The sequence below is a fragment of the Yinghuangia sp. YIM S09857 genome, from assembly GCF_051388915.1.
GTDB lineage: Bacteria > Actinomycetota > Actinomycetes > Streptomycetales > Streptomycetaceae > Yinghuangia.
The window spans coordinates 240648-258915 of sequence record NZ_JBPKBH010000002.1 but is presented as its reverse complement, the minus strand read 5'-3'; the positions used below and the strand labels follow the sequence as shown (position 1 = coordinate 258915).

Annotated in this window: 14 protein-coding genes and 1 pseudogene; 7 read left to right on the top strand and 8 right to left on the bottom strand. The window is 73.1% G+C overall.

The window, feature by feature from the left end; translation table 11 throughout:
- Nucleotides 1-38: 38 nt before the first annotated feature.
- The gene (locus ACRX5S_RS04360; protein WP_436771383.1) at nucleotides 39-1397 is read right to left on the bottom strand and encodes a L,D-transpeptidase; all 1359 of its coding nucleotides are present in this window, start codon (nucleotides 1395-1397) and stop codon (nucleotides 39-41) included.
- A 102-nt stretch (nucleotides 1398-1499) separates the two neighbouring features.
- Nucleotides 1500-2351, bottom strand: coding sequence for a spermidine synthase (locus ACRX5S_RS04355; protein ID WP_436771382.1), 852 nt, complete (start codon nucleotides 2349-2351; stop codon nucleotides 1500-1502).
- 729 nt (nucleotides 2352-3080) lie between these two features.
- Between ACRX5S_RS04355 and ACRX5S_RS04350 the strand changes: the two genes are divergently transcribed.
- The 5 genes and pseudogenes from ACRX5S_RS04350 to ACRX5S_RS04330 form a co-directional block, all read left to right on the top strand.
- Nucleotides 3081-4580, top strand: a complete 1500-nt coding sequence (locus tag ACRX5S_RS04350; protein ID WP_436771381.1) for an APC family permease — start codon at nucleotides 3081-3083, stop codon at nucleotides 4578-4580.
- Nucleotides 4577-5071, top strand: a complete 495-nt coding sequence (locus tag ACRX5S_RS04345; protein WP_436771380.1) for a hypothetical protein — start codon at nucleotides 4577-4579, stop codon at nucleotides 5069-5071. The genes ACRX5S_RS04350 and ACRX5S_RS04345 overlap by 4 nt, the downstream gene beginning before the upstream one ends.
- A gap of 53 nt (nucleotides 5072-5124) precedes the next feature.
- The gene (locus tag ACRX5S_RS04340; RefSeq protein WP_436771379.1) at nucleotides 5125-6498 is read left to right on the top strand and encodes a dipeptidase; all 1374 of its coding nucleotides are present in this window, start codon (nucleotides 5125-5127) and stop codon (nucleotides 6496-6498) included.
- Nucleotides 6449-7480, top strand: a complete 1032-nt coding sequence (locus ACRX5S_RS04335) for a hypothetical protein (protein ID WP_436771378.1) — start codon at nucleotides 6449-6451, stop codon at nucleotides 7478-7480. Before ACRX5S_RS04340 ends, ACRX5S_RS04335 begins: the two co-directional genes overlap by 50 nt.
- A gap of 55 nt (nucleotides 7481-7535) precedes the next feature.
- Nucleotides 7536-8105 (top strand): annotated as a pseudogene (locus tag ACRX5S_RS04330) (DUF1275 family protein); the annotation flags it as partial.
- Nucleotides 8106-8111: 6 nt separating this feature from the next.
- Here ACRX5S_RS04330 and ACRX5S_RS04325 read toward each other — a convergent pair.
- Both ACRX5S_RS04325 and pgi read right to left on the bottom strand, forming a co-directional pair.
- On the bottom strand, nucleotides 8112-9041 hold the full coding sequence (locus ACRX5S_RS04325; protein ID WP_436771377.1) for a tellurite resistance/C4-dicarboxylate transporter family protein: 930 nt from the start codon (nucleotides 9039-9041) through the stop codon (nucleotides 8112-8114).
- 488 nt (nucleotides 9042-9529) lie between these two features.
- A complete protein-coding gene (gene pgi, locus ACRX5S_RS04320) occupies nucleotides 9530-11185 on the bottom strand; it encodes a glucose-6-phosphate isomerase (protein WP_436771376.1) in 1656 nt (551 codons plus the stop codon).
- A 111-nt stretch (nucleotides 11186-11296) separates the two neighbouring features.
- Between pgi and ACRX5S_RS04315 the strand changes: the two genes are divergently transcribed.
- A complete protein-coding gene (locus ACRX5S_RS04315) occupies nucleotides 11297-12706 on the top strand; it encodes a sugar porter family MFS transporter (RefSeq protein ID WP_436771375.1) in 1410 nt (469 codons plus the stop codon).
- Here the strand turns inward: ACRX5S_RS04315 and ACRX5S_RS04310 are convergent.
- Nucleotides 12650-13762, bottom strand: coding sequence for an Lrp/AsnC family transcriptional regulator (locus ACRX5S_RS04310; protein ID WP_436771374.1), 1113 nt, complete (start codon nucleotides 13760-13762; stop codon nucleotides 12650-12652). The two genes, ACRX5S_RS04315 and ACRX5S_RS04310, sit on opposite strands and share 57 nt — an antisense overlap.
- 180 nt (nucleotides 13763-13942) lie before the next feature.
- Here ACRX5S_RS04310 and ACRX5S_RS04305 point away from each other — a divergent pair, with 180 nt between their 5' ends.
- Nucleotides 13943-15196 carry a M20 metallopeptidase family protein gene (locus ACRX5S_RS04305; protein ID WP_436771373.1) on the top strand — a complete coding sequence of 418 codons (1254 nt, stop codon included), beginning with the start codon at nucleotides 13943-13945 and terminating at the stop codon, nucleotides 15194-15196.
- A 147-nt stretch (nucleotides 15197-15343) separates the two neighbouring features.
- On the opposite strand, the gene ACRX5S_RS04300 is transcribed toward ACRX5S_RS04305, so the two are convergent.
- The 3 genes from ACRX5S_RS04300 to ACRX5S_RS04290 form a co-directional block, all read right to left on the bottom strand.
- A complete protein-coding gene (locus tag ACRX5S_RS04300; protein ID WP_436771372.1) occupies nucleotides 15344-16513 on the bottom strand; it encodes an AI-2E family transporter in 1170 nt (389 codons plus the stop codon).
- On the bottom strand, nucleotides 16510-17193 hold the full coding sequence (locus ACRX5S_RS04295) for a GAP family protein (RefSeq protein ID WP_436771371.1): 684 nt from the start codon (nucleotides 17191-17193) through the stop codon (nucleotides 16510-16512). Before ACRX5S_RS04295 ends, ACRX5S_RS04300 begins: the two co-directional genes overlap by 4 nt.
- Nucleotides 17186-18268 (bottom strand): YhjD/YihY/BrkB family envelope integrity protein (locus ACRX5S_RS04290; RefSeq protein WP_436771370.1); only part of this gene is annotated, 1083 nt, incomplete at its 5' end. The genes ACRX5S_RS04290 and ACRX5S_RS04295, both read right to left, overlap by 8 nt.

Genomic DNA, 18268 nt, shown 5'->3' with positions numbered 1-18268 from the left:
CGACCCACACACGCGGGTCGTTCACGAGCTGCGCGGCCCTACGGGAGGGCGCTCTTCGCCTGCCACTGGGCGTACGGCATCTGCCAGGCCCCGAAGCCGTTGCCCGGGTCGGTGACGGCGGTGCTCGTCGAGCCCTTGACCACCACCGGGTCGCCGACCTGCACACGGTCGTAGAACCACTTGGCGTCCTCGACCGTCATGCCCACGCAGCCGTGGCTCGTGTTGTTGCGGCCGATGTTGGCGGTGTTCCATGCGGCCGAGTGGAAGAACGTGCCCGACGACGTGAAGTGCACGACCCACGGCACGTCCGGCAGCTTGTACCGGTCGCCAAGGCCGACGGTCTGCGAGTCCAGAGTCTCCTTCGCGTTCTTCGCGAGGATGACGTGCGTGCCGCCGCGCGTCGGGAACTCCGCGGAACCGGCCGACATGGGCAGCGACTTCACAACCTGGCCGTTCTCGACGACGTTCAGCTTGTGGTTCGGGACGTCCACCTCGACCACGCGCCCGGAACCGACCGTGAACGACGTCTCGTAGTCGCGCGCGAAGTACGTGCCGGCACCGCTCTTGACGCCCTTGAGGTTCGCGTTGAGCGTCACCTGCGTGCCGGGCTTCCAGTACTCCCGGGGCCGCCAGTCCACCCGGTCCTTGCCCGACCGGTCCTTGATCCAGCCCCACGAACCCTCGGTCGGGACCGACGTGTTGACCTTCAGGTTCCGCTCCACCGCCGCCTTGTCGGCGACCGGTATGTCGAAGACGATCGACACCGGCTGCGCCACGCCGAACGTGCCGCCGTTGCCGGGCTTCATGGCCACCTTGTTGATGCGGTCGGCCGCCCGCGTCGTGAACGACGTCGACGACTCCTGCGCCTTGCCCTTCGGCGTGCGGCTGGATATCTCGACCTGGTAGGAGGTGCCGGGGGCCGTGCGCCCGCCCGACGTCCACGACTTGCCGTCGGCCGAGAGCGAGCCGGAGACGGTCCCGCCGTCGGCGCCGGTCACACGGACGGCGGTCAGCTTCCCCTCGTCGGCGGTCACCGTGATCGGGCGGCCGGGTTCGGCGGCCGTGGTGCCGTCCGCGGGGTCGACGCTGACCTTCGGCGGGGCGTCCTGGCCCTGGCCCTTCTTGTCCTGCTTGTCCTTGTCCGAGTCCGGCTTTTCCGGCTTCTCGTCCTTGCCGCTCGGCGCGCCGCCCGCGGACGGGTCCGCCGCGGGGCCGTCGCCCGCCTCCGCGGCCACCGCGCCGCCGGAGCCCGCGTCCGGCGCTCCCCGCCCTTCGTCGCCCCGGTCGGACGAACCACCCCCGCACGCGGCCGTCAGCAACAGGGCCGACGCGGCGACGGCGGGAAGCAGGACGGTGCGGAGCCCCTTGCGGGGGCCGGGTATGGCTGCGCGACTCACGTAGGCACCTCGTGGCTAGGGAACCGGGTGATTTTCTCCCTAAGGGTGATCAACGTTCAAATCGCCCGAAGCGGTTCCGTGCAATGGATCACACACGCCGCGTCACCCGGTGCCGAACACCCCGCGTGGCGGCGCGGGCGAGCCCGTCGCTGTGGCGTCGGTCACGGCGTCGTGTCCGGCGGCGAACGCGGCCAGTTCGGCGCCGCTCAGGACCACGGCCGGGTACGTGTCCGCCGCCGCCCGCCGGGTCAGCTCCGCGACCGGCAGTGCCGCCCGACCCGCCACCAGCACGGCGTTCGCGAACCGGGACCCGGCCAGGTGCTCGGGCTCGGCGATGACGCACACGTGCGGCAGGACGGCCCGCGCGGTGGCGACCTGCCCGCGCAGGAAGCCGAGTGCGCCGCCGTCCGCGACGTTCGCCGCGTAGCGGCCGCCAGGCCGCAGCACCCGGGCCGCCTCCGCGACGAACTCCACCGACGTGAGGTGCGCGGGGGTCAGCGCGCCCCGGAAGACGTCGGCGAGGACGACGTCCGCCGAGGACGCGGGCCGGGCCGCGAGCGCGGCGCGGGCGTCCGCCGCCTCGACGGTGACGGACGCGCCTGCCGGGAGCGGGAGATGGCGGCGGACCAGAGCGGTCAGTCCCGCGTCCAGCTCCGCGACGTACTGCCGTGAGCCGGGGCGGGTGACCGCGGTGTAGCGGGGAAGGGAGAGTGCGCCGCCGCCAAGGTGCACGGCGTCCACCGGCAGGCCCTCGCGGGAGGCGAGGTCGACCACGTGCGCGAGGCGGCGCGCGTACTCGAATTCGAGGTACGCGGGGTCGTCGAGGTCGACGTACGACTGCGGCGAACCGTCCAGGGTCAGCAGCCACGCGCCCGGACGGTCGATGTCGGGCAGCAGTGCCGCGCGTCCGAGGTCGACATCGGCGGACACCGGCATGCGCTCGTCGTCATCCATGCGCCGATTCTCGCGCCCGCGGACGGACGCGTGCCGCCCGCCCGCGGCAGGATGCGTGCTGCGCGATGGATGTGCGCCGCGCGATGGAGGAGTGGGTGGCCGAGGCGCGTGCAGTGTCTGGGCGGGGGAGCGGCCCGCGCGGAGACGGCGGCTATCCTCCAGGCCGCCAGCATCGCCGCCGCCGACCCGACATAAATAACGGGCCCATGCTCACCACGCGACAACAAAGCGGAGCAAACCCATCGAAGGGCGCTGGGAGTTCGCGGGGGTTGGGGGTGGAGGGCGTCGGGAGCCCGCGGGGGTTGGGCGTGGGGGTGCTGGGAGCCCGCGGGGGTTGGGCGTGGGGGTGCTGGGAGCCCGCGGGGGGAGAGGAGGGCGTTGGATGCTGCGGGGGTTGGACGTGGAGGGCCTCGGGAGCCTGGCAGGGGTGGGCGCGGAGGACGCCGAGAGTCCGTGGGGGTTGTGCGTGGTCGTGGTCGTCGTGGTCGTCGTGGTCGTCGAGGTCCGTGTGGTCGCCGGTGGCCCGCGTGCGGCGACTTCGCCGACAACCTCGCTTTCCGGGGCCGGTGGTGCGTGTTTGGCCTGTGTGGCCTTCTGTTGCGGCTGTGGTCACGCCGGCCAATGATGCAACGGTGGATAAAAACCGGATCAAATAGGGCATTCTCTGCCCTGCTGGGTCGTGTGAACCCCGGATCCGGCGCCTGCCCCACCGCGTGAAGGAGCTCCTACGTGGCATCGATGGACGTGCCCGCGAGCCGGGTCGCCACCACCGGCAGGCGGGCCGCCGCCCACGCCGGCCCCAAGCTCAACGCCATCTCGTGGATCGCCCTCGCCCTGATGACCACCAGTTCGGTGGCCTCACTGCGCGCCGCGCCCACCATGGCGATCTACGGCCTCGCCGCGGTCTTCCTGTATCTCGTTCCCGCGATCGTCTTCCTGCTGCCCACCTCGCTCGTCTCCGCCGAACTCGCGTCCGGCTGGAGCGGCGGCGTGTACCGCTGGGTCGCCGAAGGACTCAGCAAACCCCTCGGATTCCTGGCCGTGTGGTGCCAGTTCGCGATGACGATCTTCTACTACCCGAGCCTGCTCGCGTACGTCGCCAGCACCTTCGCGTACGTCATCGACCCCAGCCTCGCGAACCACGGCGTCTACACCGCCATCGTCATCGTCACGCTCTTCTGGCTCGGCGTCTGGGTCTCCTCGCGCGGCACCAAGACCGTCGCCGGGCTCTCCAGCATGGGCCTCGTCATCGGCACCCTCGTCCCCGGTCTGCTGCTGGTCGTGCTCGGGCTCGTCTTCCTCGGCGAGGGCAACGCGTCCGCCGCCCCGATGGACAGCGGCCACATCCTGCCCCCGTGGACCGGCCTCGCCAGCCTCGTGCTGATCGTCAACAACTTCCTCAGCTACTCCGGCATGGAGATGAACGCGGTCCACGTCTCGTCGCTGCGCAAGCCCGCGAGCGAGTTCCCCCGGGCGATGTTCCTCGCCACCGGCCTCGTGCTGCTCATCTTCATCCTCCCGGCCCTCGCCATCAGCTGGGTCGTGCCGTCGTCGAGCCTGTCCCTCACCGCGGGCGTGATGCAGGCGTTCGACGCGTTCTTCGCGTACTTCGACGTCACCTGGCTCACCCCGGTGCTCGGCATCATGCTCATCGCCGCGTCCCTCGGCGGCATGCTGACCTGGCTCGCCGGACCGTCCAAGGGCCTGCTCACCGTGGCCCGCGAGGAGGGCTACCTGCCGCCCTTCCTCCAGCGGCTCAACAAGCACGGCGTGCAGCAGAACATCCTCATCACCCAGGGCATCGTCACCACCGGGATCGCGCTGCTCTACGCGTTCATCCCCAACGTCTCCAGCGCGTACTGGATCCTGTCGGTCATCACCACGCAGGTCTACCTGATCGTCTACCTGCTGATGTTCGTGGCCGCGATGCGCCTGCGCCGCACCAAGCCCGACCACCCGCGCGGCTTCCGCGCCCCGGTGCTCCCCGCGCTGTGCGTCACCGGACTCCTCGCCTCCGCCGCCGCCCTCGTCATCGGCTTCGTGCCCCCGTCGCAGTTCGGCTCCGGAAGCGTCTGGTCCTACCTCGGCATCGTCGGCGGCGGGCTCGTCATCGTCGGGCTGCTGGTGCCGTACCTCTTCTACCGCTTCCGCAAGCCCCACTGGAAGCAGCCCGACACCGAGTGGAAGGCCGGCGTCGGCACCGTGACCGAGGGCGAGGGCCAGGCGTGAACACCAAGACGCACAAGACGCACCACCTGCACGGCGAGGACATCGACCACGCCGGACACGTCGACACCGGGATCATGAGCCGCCGGTGGATCTACCTCGGCTCGCTCGTCCTGCTGGTCGGCCTGCTGGTCAGCGGCATCGTCGCGTACAGCAGCGTGCACAGGACCAACCAGGCCACGGAGAAGGCCAACGAGCTGCGCTCCGCCCTCGGCGCCGCCGGGCTGCCGCAACCCGACACCGACCTCATCGTGCGCAACCTCGGCACCGACGGCGGATTCGTCTGCGACGACCCCGGCAACGCGCTGCGCCAGGGCGTCGACCGGGTCAGCCTCAACAACGGCGCCGCGGGCCCTGGGCAGCGCCCGATCATCGGCAGCGCCCGGGTCGTGCAGGCCGAGCGCATCGTGCTCCAGACGTACTGCCCGGACAAGCTCGCCGCGTTCGACGACGAGATCGACGACCTCAAGTTCGACGACATCGTCGAACGCTGACCGCCCCCGCCGTACGCACGCATGTTCCCGGCCCACCGGAAGGACCACCGCACATGACCACCCAGGCCGCCACGGCGGACGCGGCGCTCGCCGAGCGCGTCAAGGCCGAGATGGCGCGCACCCGGCGCGACCTCGCCACCCTCGTCGGCTTCAAGTCCGTGTACGACGCACGCCAGTTCCCCGTCGAGGAGTGCCACAAGGCCGCCCGCTTCGTCGCCGACGCCTTCCGCGAGCTCGGCTTCACCGACGCCCGCCTGGAGGAGACCCCCGACGGCAGCAACGCCGTCGTCGGCCACCGCCCCGGCCCCGCCGGGGCGCCCACGGTCCTGCTCTACTGCCACTACGACGTCCAGCCCCCGCTGGACGACGCCGCCTGGCAGTCCCCGCCGTTCGAGCTCACCGAGAAGGACGGCCGCTGGTACGGGCGCGGCGCCGCCGACTGCAAGGGCAACATCGCCATGCACCTCACCGCCCTGCGCGCCCTCGGCGACGACATCCCCGTCTCGCTGCGCCTGGTCGCGGAAGGCTCCGAGGAGCAGGGCACCGCGGGCCTTGAGGAGTACGTCCCGGCCAACCCCGACGTGCTGCGCGCCGACGCCATCCTCGTCTGCGACACCGGCAACGCCGCCGTCGGCCTGCCCACGCTGACCACGACCCTGCGCGGCGTCGCCAACCTCGTCGTCGAGGTCCGCGCGCTCAAGGGAGCCGTGCACTCGGGGATGTTCGGCGGCCCCGCCCCCGACGCGCTCGCCGCGCTGATCGCCATGCTCGCCTCGCTGCGCGACGCCGACGGCGGCACCGCCGTGGACGGGCTGCGGCACGACCAGGTGTGGCAGGGCGAGCCGTACGACGAACAGCAGTTCCGGGCCGACGCGGGCGTCCTCGACGGCGTCCGCCTCGTCGGCGGGGGATCGGTCGCCGACCTCGTCTGGGCACGCCCCGCGGTCACCGTGCTCGGCATCGACTGCCCGCCCGTCGTCGGCTCCAGCGCCTCGGTGCCGGCCGTCGCGCGCGCCCGCGTCAGCCTGCGCGTGCCGCCCGGGCAGAGCGCGGACGACGCCCTCGACAAGCTCGTCCACCACCTCAAGGCGCACGCGCCGTGGGGCGTGCAACTCGCCTTCGAGCCCGAGCAGTCCGGCTCGGCGTTCGAGGCGGCGACGGGCGGGCCCGCGTACGCGGCGCTACGCGAGGCGCTGGAGGAGGCGTACGGCCGTCCCATGACCACGGTCGGACAGGGCGGCTCCATCCCGCTGTGCACGATCTTCCGGGACGTCTTCCCGGACGCGGAGATCGCGCTCATGGGCGTCGAGGAGCCGCGCTGCCTCATCCACGCCCCCAACGAGAGCGTCGACCCGGCAGAGATCGAGCACATGGCCCTTGCCGAGGCCCTGTTCCTCAAGAAGTACGCGGCTGCGGCCAAGAGGTGACGCGATAGGCGGCCCGGCCGGCGAGCCGGAGGAGTGGCTGCCGCCCGCACTGCTGCGGGCGGTCTGGGCGGACCCCGGCCATCTGCCGGAAGTGATGGCGGTGTTCGCGGTGCACCACATGGGGCCGGGTGCCGCGAACGCGGCCGCGCGCCGCCGCGCGGAGGCCCCCGAGGCGCCGGCCGGGGCACACGACCGCGGCGCGGTGGTGCGTGGGATCCGCACCACGGTCGCCGAAGGAGCCTTCGTCGGCGGGCCGTTCCTGCTGCTCATCCCGGTGGCCTTCTGCGCCGCGCTGCTCGCCCAGGCCCGCATGGTCCTCGAACTCGCGGCGCTGCACGGCCGCGACACGCGCGCGGAGTCGCGTGCCGCGGACCTGCTCGTCCTCCAGGGCGCGTACCGCGACCGGGCGCGGGCCGACGCGGCGGTCGCGGCCGTACGGGACCGCCCGCCGCGCCGACCCGGGCCCCGGCTCCCGCGCGGCACCCGGCTCGCGACCGTCCTGCGGATGGCCGCCGTGCTCGGCATCACCACACCCGACGACGGCGCCCCCGCGTCCCGCGTGCGCCGCGCGCTGGGATGGCTGTACGTCGGGGCGCTGGTGGCCGTCGGGTTCGTGCTGCCGGTCGTGTGGATCCCGGCCATGGCGTGGTCGTACCGCCGGGCCACCGGGCGCCTCGGGCGGCGGGCGGCGCGGTACTACGCGGCGTCCCCGGCATCGGAGAAGGCGACCGACGTCCGCCTCGGCCGGATCGCCGCGCCACGACCGCGCCGGGTGGAGCCGACGGGCCTGCTCGCCGCCCTGCGGGCGCTCGCCGCGGTGGTCGTCCCGCCGGCCGCGGCCGGGTTCGTGCTGCTCGCCGACGTGCGTATCGGCGACAGCAGCCTCGCGGCCGCGGGACTGACGCTCGTGGTGGCGGGACAGGTCGCGGCGGCGGGGTGGTACCTGTTGTGGCGGGGGCGTCGGCGCGGCGGGCGACGCTGACGGGTTGCCGTGAACCGGGTGTCATACCGGGGCGAAACCATTGTTCGCCCGCAGAATGAACCGTGTGATTCCCGCTCCCGCGCCGCGTGTTCCCGTCCGGCCGGGGGAGCACATCGCCCTGCTGCTCCTCGCCGCGGCGGGCGGGGCGGTCGACGCGTTCACCCTGTTCACCCTGGGCAAGGTCTTCGCCGGGGTCATGACGGGCAACCTCGTGCTCGTCGGCGCGGCGGCGGTCGACGGCGACGGCGACGTGGTCCGGCACGCGGTCGCCGCTCTCGCCGGGTTCGCGGCGGGAGCCGCCTTCGCGGGCGCCGCGGCCGGCCGCCTGCGCCTGCGGGACCTGCTGCTCCTCGAACTTCTCCTGCTCGCGATCCCCGCCGTCACCTGGGCCCTCGACACCGGCCACCCGGACGGCGAACGCGCGCTCCTGGTCCTCGCCGCCGCCCTCGCCATGGGAGTTCAGGCCGGAACGTGGGGTACGCCGTCGACGTACTTCACCGGCACTCTTGTGGACCTGGCCCGGCGGGCCGGGGGCCGCCACCCCCTCGCGGCCCGCGACGCGTGGGCACTCGGACGCCTCGCCGCGGTCGTCGCCGGGGCCGCCGCCTCCGCGGCGGTGGCGAACACGTGGTCACGCGGTGCGGGCTTCGTGGCGTTCGGCCTGGCCGCCGCCGCTCTGGTCGCGGTCCTCGCGGCGCCCGAGCGAGCGGACGAGGCCGACGAGGACCAGCAGCCACACGGCCGCGGCGATCCACAGCAGCACGCGTGAGGGGCGGTCCAGCCAGGCGACGCCGGCGGACGCGGACACCGACAGCCCCGCCACCGCGGTCATGCCGAGCGGGAACACCGTCGACCAGCGGCGGATGTTGTACTGCGGGCGCGGGCGCCACACTTCGCCGACCGCGAGCACCGCGTACCAGGCGGCGGCCAGCGCGAGCAGCACCAGCGTGGTCGTACGCAGGACGGTGTGCGACCACCCGGTCCACACCGTCGAGGCGACGAGCTTCGAACCCGCGACGGTGGAGATGGCGAGCGCACCGCCCGCGATCCAGTGGTCGCCCGGGCCGGTGAGGATCTGGCGGAAGTCGAAGCGGAGCAACGCGTCGACGTACAGCGCGATCCCGAGCGCGAACAGGCACAGCGCGACCCACATCAGCCACTCGCCGGCCCAGGGGCCCAGCGTCCCGGCGAGCACCGCGAGGCCCTGCGTGGCGACGCAGACGAGGAACACCACACCGGGCATACCGCGGCGCTGCCAGTGCCGGATGACGGCGAGCAGCAGGAACGGCCACACCGCGGCGGCCACCACGAGCAGCGCGGACGCGACCCCGTGCCGGCCGAGCAGGGCAATGCGCGTACCGAGGACGGACGTCGCGGCCACGGCGGTCAGCGCGGGCGGCGTGTCCGCATCCGTCCGCCAGTCGGGCCGGTCCCACAGCACCCGCAGCCCGAACGCACACGCCAGCACCACCCACGCGACCCCCGCCAACGCGAGCAACGCCTTGGACAGCACCTCGAACCCGGTCAGATGCATCCCGATGGACACGATCGCCGTGGACATGACAGCCGCCCCCGAAGCAGGCGGAAACCCCGTCCACCACGCCCGCCCAGGAGCCCTCATCCCTCAATGGGACAACCCCAACGAAGCCGCCGCCACCCGACACCCCCAAACAGACCACCCACCGGCAACCGACGGAGAGTTGACCGGACCAGCAGAACGGGCGGCCACGCCAACCCGCGCGCCGGTACGGCGGAGCTCGCGCACGTCGCACGCGCGAGCAGTCGCCTGGCGGCGACGCGGGGGCAGGCGAGTCGACGGCCCCAGACGACAGCGTGCGCCGCGCGCGATCGCTCCGGTGGGCGCAAGCCCTCGGCCCCACCCGCGAGTGCACGGAGGTAGTGCCGCGCGCTGCCTGCCGCGTGAGCCCACGGGCCTCGCACGCCGACACCTCGGCGCGGGCCGGTGGAGATGGCAACGGGCGACAGCACCCGGACCGCCGCCACCCCCGACACCGAAACGGACGAGCCTCCGGCCGGTCGCCGGGGGCGTCAGCGGTTGCGGAGGCGGCGGTAGCGGGCGGTCAGGGCGGCGGTGGAGGGGTCCAGGGCTTCGGCGCCTGAGCCTTGGGTCAGAACGGGTTCGATGCGCTTGGCGAGGACCTTGCCCAGTTCCACGCCCCATTGGTCGAAGGAGTCGATGTCCCAGACGGCGCCCTGTACGAACACCTTGTGCTCGTACAGGGCCACCAGCTGGCCCAGGACCGACGGGGTGAGGGCGTCCGCGAGGATCGTCGTGGTGGGGTGGTTGCCGCGGAAGGTCTTGTGGGGGACCAGGTCCTCGGCGACGCCCTCGGCGCGGACCTCGTCGGGGGTCTTGCCGAAGGCGAGGGCCTGGGTCTGGGCGAAGAAGTTGGCCATCAGGAGGTCGTGCTGCGCCGCGAGGCCCGGCGGGAGTTCGTCGACCGGGCGGGCGAAGCCGATGAAGTCGGCGGGGATGAGCTTGGTGCCCTGGTGGATCAACTGGTAGTACGCGTGCTGCCCGTTCGTCCCCGGCGTGCCCCACACCACCGGCCCGGTCTGCCAGGCGACCGGGTTGCCCTCACGGTCCACCGACTTGCCGTTCGACTCCATGTCGAGCTGCTGGAGGTACGCGGTGAACCTCGAAAGGTAGTGCGAGTACGGCAGCACCGCGTGCGACTGCGCGTCGAAGAACGCCCCGTACCAGACCCCCAGAAGGCCCATCAGCATCGGTGCGTTGCGCTCCGGCGGCGCGGTGCGGAAGTGCTCGTCCACCAGGTGGAACCCGTCCAGCATGGCCCGGAAGTGCCGTGCGCCGATGGCGATCATCAGGGACAGCCCGATCGCCGAGTCGTAGGAGTAGCGGCCGCCGACCCAGTCCCAGAACTCGAACATGTTGGCGGTGTCGATCCCGAACTCCGCGACCTTCTCCGCGTTCGTCGACAGCGCCACGAAGTGCCGGGCGACCGCGTCCTGGTCGGCCTTCAGCTCGCCGAGCAGCCATTCGCGGGCGGACGTCGCGTTGGTGACCGTCTCGATCGTCGTGAAGGTCTTCGACGCCACGACGAACAGCGTCTCCGCCGCATCCAGGCCCCGCACCGCCTCGTGGAGGTCCGCGCCGTCGACGTTCGAGACGAAGCGGAAGGTCAGGTCGCGCGCGGCGAAGGTGCGCAGCACCTCGTACGCCATCGCCGGGCCCAGGTCCGACCCGCCGATCCCGATGTTGACCACGTTGCGAATGGGCTTGCCCGTATGGCCCTTCCAATCACCCGAACGGACGTGGTCGGCAAAGGCGGCCATCTTGTCCAGCACCGCGTGCACGTCCGGCACCACGTTGTGCCCGTCGACCTCGATTACCGCGCCGCGCGGTGCCCGCAGGGCGGTGTGCAGGACGGCGCGGTCCTCCGTCACGTTGATCTTCTCGCCGCGGAACATCGCGTCCCGCAGCCCCGCCACGTCCGTCACCGCGGCCAGTTCGCGCAGCAGCCCCAGCGCCCGGTCGTCCACCAGGTGCTTCGAGTAGTCCACGTACAGGTCGCCCACGCGCACGCCGTAGCGCTCCCCGCGCCCAGGGTCCGCGGCGAACAGGTCGCGCAGGTGGGCGTCCCGGAACCGTTGCTCGCGGTGGCCCCGCAAGGCCGCCCACTCGGGTCGCTGGTCGAGACGGAGCTTGTTCACCGCAGGCATGGGCGCATCCCAAGGACGAGGACGGAAACGCTCGTAGATTACTGCGAACCGGGCTAACCGACGGGTTGTGCCGCGCATACCGGACCGCAATTCCGGTTACTCGGAAGCCCTATGGCAACCACCAGCGCGCCCACCACCCCGGTCGACCGCGAAAGCCTCAAGCGCGTCACGGTCATCACCGCTGCCGCCGCACTCGGTGGCTTCCTGTTCGGCTACGACAGCTCCGTCATCAACGGCGCCGTCACCGGCATCCAGGACCACTTCGACGTCGGCAGCGGCGAGACCGGCACGGTCGTCGCCGTCGCGCTGCTCGGCTCCGCCGCGGGCGCCGCGGTGGCCGGACGCCTGGCCGACCGCCTCGGCCGCCTCCGCGTGATGCACATCGCCGCCGTGCTGTTCGCGGTCAGCGCGGTCGGCTCCTCGATGCCGTGGGACATCTGGTCGCTCGGCGCCTGGCGCGTCCTCGCCGGGTTCGCCATCGGACTCGCCTCGGTCATCGGCCCCACCTACATCGCCGAGATCGCGCCGCCCGCGCACCGCGGCAAGCTCGCCTCGTTCCAGCAGATGGCCATCGTGCTCGGCATCACCGCGTCCCAACTCGTCAACTGGGGCATCGCGCAGGGCGCCGACGGCAAGAGCCAGAACCCCCTGGGACCGCTGGACGCCTGGCAGTGGATGCTCATGGCCGCCGTCGTCCCGGCGCTGATCTACCTGGTGCTCACCCTGTTCATCCCGGAGTCGCCCCGGCACCTGGTGGCGACCGGGCGCCTGGAGGACGCCGCCGTCGTGCTGCGCGAGGTCGAGGGCCGCGGCGTCGACCCGGCCCGGCGCATCGCGCAGATCCAGCACTCCATCGCGACCGACCACAAGCCCCGCTTCGCCGACCTGCGCGGCCGCCTCGGCCTGCTGCCCATCGTCTGGGCCGGCATCGGACTCGCCGTCTTCCAGCAGCTCGTCGGCATCAACGTGATCTTCTACTACTCCTCGATCCTGTGGCAGTCGGTCGGCATCGAGGAGTCCAACTCGCTGCTCATCAGCATCTCGACGTCCATCGTCAACATCGTCGGCACCGTGGTCGCCATGCTGTTCATCGACAAGATCGGCCGCAAACCGCTCGCGATGATCGGGTCCGTCGGCATGACGGTCGCCCTCGGCTTCGCCGCCTGGGCCTTCTCGTACAAGACCGGCAGCGGCGCGGACATCAGCATCCCCGACACGCAGGGCACCATCGCCCTCGTCGCGGCCCACGTCTTCGTCTTCTTCTTCGCCGTGTCCTGGGGCGTCATCCTGTGGGTCATGGTCGGCGAGATGTTCCCGCTGCGCATCCGCGCGCTCGCCGTCTCCGTCGCCACCTCGTTCAACTGGATCGCCAACTGGGCCGTCACCGAGTCGTTCCCGACGATGCGCGACTGGAACCTGTCGGCCACCTACGCCATCTACGCCGGGTGCGCGCTCCTGTCCCTGCTATTCGTCAAAGCCTTCGTCACCGAGACCAAGGGCAGGACCCTCGAAAGCATGTGATGCCGGCGCCTCGACCGGGTCCGACCAGATGTCCAGCGGCACATACCCGGACGCCCGGCCATCCGGGGTCAGCAGGCGCCCCATGCGCTTGGCCACCTCCAGCGTCACCGCCCGGTCCAGCACCGCCACACCCGGGAAGCGCCGCACCAACTCGGCCTCCCACACCGGTACGTCCCCGACCGACCGCAGCCACGTCACCACGCAGAGGTTCGCCGTGCCCGTCACCGCCGCGCACAGGCGTACGTCCCCGTGCGCCGCCAGCGCCCTGCCGACCGCGTCCAGTTCCCCCGGCGGCACCCGCACCCACAACGTCGCGCACACCGGCCACCCCGACAGCGAGTGCGCCACCTCGCAGCGCAGCCGCGCGTGGCCCGAGGAGACCAGCCACGCGAGCCGCCGCGCCGCCGTCGCCGCGCTCACCCCCAGCGCCCGGGCCAGGTCCGCGACCGGCACCCGCGCGTCCAGCCCCAGCGCCAGCACCAGTTCGCGCTCGGCGTCGGTCACCCGCCGCGGGCGCGGCGCGTCGTCGCCGGCCGGGACCAGGCTGCGCCGCTGGCCGGGGTCGAGCGACCGCAGCCGCCACGAACTGCCCTCCTGGTACAGCCGCGTCACCAGGTGCGTGCGCGACGACGTCACCCCCGGCACCACCGACAGCCGGTGCTGGATGTAGCGCGTCAGCGTCCCCGGGTCCGGCGCCCCCACCGTCACCAGCAGGTCCCGGCCGCCCGTCAGGTGCTCGACCGCGATCGCGTGCGGGTCCGCCGCCAGCCGACGCGCCACCGCCGGCACCCGCCGCCGCTCCGCGTCCACCTCCACCAGCGCCAGGCACCCCGGGTCGAACGAACCGCGCCCAGGCCCCGGATAGCACGTGGTCCACGCGCTCCCGGACGCCACCAGGCGCCGCCAGCGACGGGCCAGCGTCACCGGGTCCGCGCCCAGCACCGGACCCAACTCCGTCCACGGCACGCGCGGCGCCACCTGGAGGGCGTGGACCAGCGACAGATCCAGCTCGTCGAGGGCGTACGGAGCCTCCGAACCGAGGGAATCCTGCGTCATGAGCCCTCCCAGCGACGTGTTCCGGCATCTGACATGCCATCACACCCGCGGCGGACAACCTGACGGGGGTGGCCACGGGTGGCCCCGGACCCTCCGCCCGCACCCGACCGGGCGCGGGCCGGCCCGGAACGCGCCCCGGCGACGACCCGATTCGGAGAAGACACGAGAGGAGCCCCCGCGATGACCGTCCTGGAGGACGCCCGCGCCCTGCACGGCGACATGGTCCGCATGCGTCGCGAGCTGCACGCCCGCCCCGAGCTCGGCCTCGACCTGCCCCACACCCAGGAGCGCGTGCTCACCGAACTCTCCGGCCTGCCCCTGGAGACCACCACCGGACGCGCTCTCACCTCCGTCACCGCGGTCCTGCGCGGTGCCCTCCCCGGCCCCACCGTCCTGCTGCGCGGCGACATGGACGCCCTCCCGGTCGGCGAGCGCTCCGGCGTCGACTACGCGTCCACCGTCCCCGGCCGCATGCACGCCTGCGGCCACGACCTGCACACCACCATGCTCGCCGGGGCCGCCCACCTGCTCGCCGCGCGCCGCGACACGCTCGCCGGGAACGTCGTCTTCATGTTCCAGCCGGGGGAGGAGGGCCCCGGCGGCGCGGGTCCGATGATCGCGGAAGGCGTCCTGGACGCGAGCGGCGAACGCGCCGTAGCCGCCTACGCCCTGCACGTCGCGTCCACGATGATCCCGCAGGGCGTCTTCACCTGCCGGGCCGGGACCGCGCTCGCCGCCGCCGACTCGGTGCAGGTCACCGTGCGCGGCGCGGGCGGCCACGGCTCCATGCCGCACCGCGCGAAGGACCCCGTGCCGGCCGCCTGCGAGATGGTCACCGCACTCCAGGCCATGGTCACGCGCCGGTACGACATCTTCGACCCCGTCGTCATCACGGTCGGCAGCTTCCACGCGGGCACCGTCGACAACGTGATTCCCGGCGAGGCCGTCTTCGGCGCCACCCTGCGCACCTTCTCCCGCGAGACCAACGCGCGCATCAAGGACGACGTCGCCGCCCTCGTGCGCGGCATAGGCGCCGCGCACGGCCTGGAGATCGAGGTGGACTTCGGGCGCATGAGCTACCCCGTCACGGTCAACGACCCCGGCGCCTACACGCACGTGGGGTCGGTGGTCCGCGAAGTCCTGGGCGAGGAGCGCTTCGTCGAGTCGCCGCGCCCCGGCGCCGGTGCCGAGGACTTCTCCCTCGTGCTGGACGACGTGCCCGGCGCCATGGTCATGCTCGGCGCCTGCCCCGCCGACCGCGACGCCACCAAGGCACCCGCGAACCACGCGCCCGAGGCCGTGTTCGACGACGCCGTGCTCGCCGACGGAGCCGCGATCTACGCCGAACTCGCCCTGCGGCGCCTCGCGTCCGCGGCACGGGAGGGCAGCGCCGAGGCGGGGGTGCCGTCCCGCGCCGAGGGCGCCGACGCCTGACCCGGCCGCCGGGCCGCGCCCCTCGGCGTGCGGCCCGGCGACCGGCCGCCCGCTGTCTGGTCGCCCGCCGCCGACTGTCTGCCGGGAGGCGGTCGGCCCGGGCCGGCTGGACGCGGCGGCGTCCACCCGGCGGATCCCGGACGCCGCTCACCGCTCCGGCCCGGTTGGCGGATCCACCGCCCACGGCCCCGACAGCCCCCGCGCGCCCGGCGCACCGGGCCCGCCGGGCACGGGTGTCGCGCTCTCGTCCGCCCCGCCCGCCCCGTCCGCCCCGTCCGCCCCGCGCGCGTCGCGCACGATCGCGAGGACCGACACCAGCACCGCCACCACCGGAACCGCCAGCAGCGCGCCCAGGATCCCCGCCACCGCGCCGCCCGCCACCACCGCGCCCATCACCACCGCCGGGTGCAGCGCGACCGTGCGGCTCTGGATGCCCGGCTGGAGGAAAGTCCCCTCGATCAACTGCACCGCGAGCACCACCCCGAGCGCCCCCAGCGCCGTCCCGAGGCCGCCGTCCGCGAACGCCACCAGCACCGCCAGCAGACCGGACAGGAACGCCCCGACGTACGGCACATAGGCACCGACGAACACCAGCGCCGCGAGCCCCGGAGCCCCCGGCACACCCAGCAGCGCCAGGCCGATCGCGATGAACGTGGCGTCGATCAGCGCGATGATCGTCGTACCGCGCATGTAGCCCGACACCGCCAGGAACGACCGGCGCACGATGCGGTCCGCGATGTCGCGGTGCCGCTCCGGGGTGAGCGCCCGCACCAGCCCCGGCAGCTTGTGGCCGTCGCGCAGCAGGAAGAACGTCAGCGCCAGCACAAGGATGCCGCCGGACACCACCTGCACCGCGATGCCGACGCCGCTCACCACCCCGCTCGCCACCGACTCGCCGAGCCGGTCGCCCAGTTCGCGCAGGCCGTCGGAGGCCTCCGCGCCCGGGTCGCCGCCGCCCCCGTACCTGTCGCGCAGCCGGTCCGCCGCGTCGGACAGCGCCGCGCCGATCTTCGCGGCGTTGTCGCCGATCGTCCGGACCAGCACCCAGACCGTCCCGGCGACCAGCGCGACCAGGACCACGCAGGTCAGCCCCGCGGCCCAGGAGCGCGGCACCGAGCGCCGCACGAGCATCCGGTTGAACGGGTGCAGCAGCGCCGTGCCGAGCACCGCGATCGCCAGCGGCGCGGTCACCGCGCGCAGCACGAACGCCAGCAGGACCAGCCCGGACACCACCGCGACGACCAGCAGCACCACCGCGCTCCACGCCGCCGCGGTGCGCGCGGCCCGCGGCAGCAACGGCGGCTCGCCCGGGTTCACGACGTGAGCCCGCTGATCGCGTCGCCCAGCGACTTGACGCCGAGGACCAGGAACAGCACCGCCATGATCGCCCCGTTGTGCCGCGCCATCCAGGTCTTCCAGCCGTCCAGCGTGCGCGCCGCCCCCGCCCCGCCGACCAGGTAGACGCCCAGCGGGACCGCCGTGCACAGCGAGCCCACCGCGACGAACACGGCCCCGGCGGCGACCCGCGCCCCCGTATCCGTCGCGGCGCCCGCGATCGACACGCCGGCCGCGACCACCAGAGCGAGGTTCTTCGGGTTGACGATCGCGAGCAGGAACGCCAGCCCCGCCGACTTCGCGGGGGTGAACCGGTCGATCGTCCGCATCCAGGACGGCAGTTCCGGCTCCTGCCCGGACGCGGGCCTGTCGTGCCACTGCTTCGCGGCCAGGAACAGGAACAGCACGGCGATGCCGAGCTTGATCCAGTACGTCCACTCCGCGCTCTTGCCGCCCTCGCCGTCGTCGGCCCCGCCGCCCGCGCCGACCGTCACCAGCAGTGCCACGCCCGCCGCCAGGGCGACGATCCACCCGGCGGTGAACGCGAGCCCGTTCGCCCGGCCCTTCGGCGTCGCGAGCATCAGGACCACCGCGATCAGCGGAATCGGGCTGACGGCCACGCCGATGGCGGGGCTCAGCACCTGTCCGACGGCGTCACCCATGCGCTTCTCCCGTCTCGCCCTTGCCTGCGGTCCTGTTTCCGGCCGCCCCGTCGTCCGCCTCGGCCTGCCACGTCTCGGCCTCGTCCGGCGCGCTCTCTTCGGGCGTGCTCTCGTCGGGCGCGCTGTTGTCCGTCGTGCTCTTCCCCGCGGCGTCTTCGGGTGCCCGCTCCTTGCCGCCCCCGTGCTTCCGTGTCCGGCCCGGTGCCCGCCGCCAGCCCTCCGGGTCCGTCGAACCGCGCGCCCACACGCCGAGGCGGCCGCGCGTGTCGGCCATCACCGCACCGAGCACGGTCGCGCCCAGCACGACGGCGAACAGGACGACGAGCCACGATTCGATGGCGAAGGCGACGCCGATGGTCCCGTAGCGGCGTTCGTTGGTGGACAGCAGATGCGGCACGTACTTCGCGGACACCGCACCCAGCGCCAGCGTCCCGACGGCGGTCGCCAGCGCGGTCGGCAGCAGTGCCCGCCAGCGCACCCGCCCGGACAGCAGCACGAAGGGTGTCCACCACCACAGCGCGATCGACCCGCCCGCGGCCATCGTCATGCGCAACGCCGTCATCGGCCCGCCGCCGTGGGTGACCTTGAAGGTGAAGCCCAGCAGGACGAAGTAGGCGATCATCCCGACGATCCACGCGAGCGGCCGCCACGCGCTGCGCAGACCGCCCGGGGACAGCCGCCAACTGCGCTCGTAGACCCGCTGGAGCGCCCGGCTGAAGCTGGTGGCGCTCAGCAGGACCAGCAGGAAGCCCAGGACGGTGACCCCCGTCTCGGCCGCCGACGTCGCGAGCGTCTGGACGTTCCGCGTCGTCGAGCCGTTGCCCAGGCCGACCTTGGTGCGCATCGCGTCCACCAGCCCGGTGCTGACCGAGTCGGGGGCGGCCACCGCCACCACGATCACCAGCGGCATCAGGGCCAGGAACGCCTGCGCGGCCAGCGCCATCATCCGGTCGGTGATCTGGATCTCCAGGGCGCGCGCGACGGAGCGGCCGAGCACGCTCGCCTCCCAGATCCGGCGCCAGCGCTCCGTGCGCCCGCGCGAGCGGGAGGGGACGTCGGCCTCCGCCATCTGCAT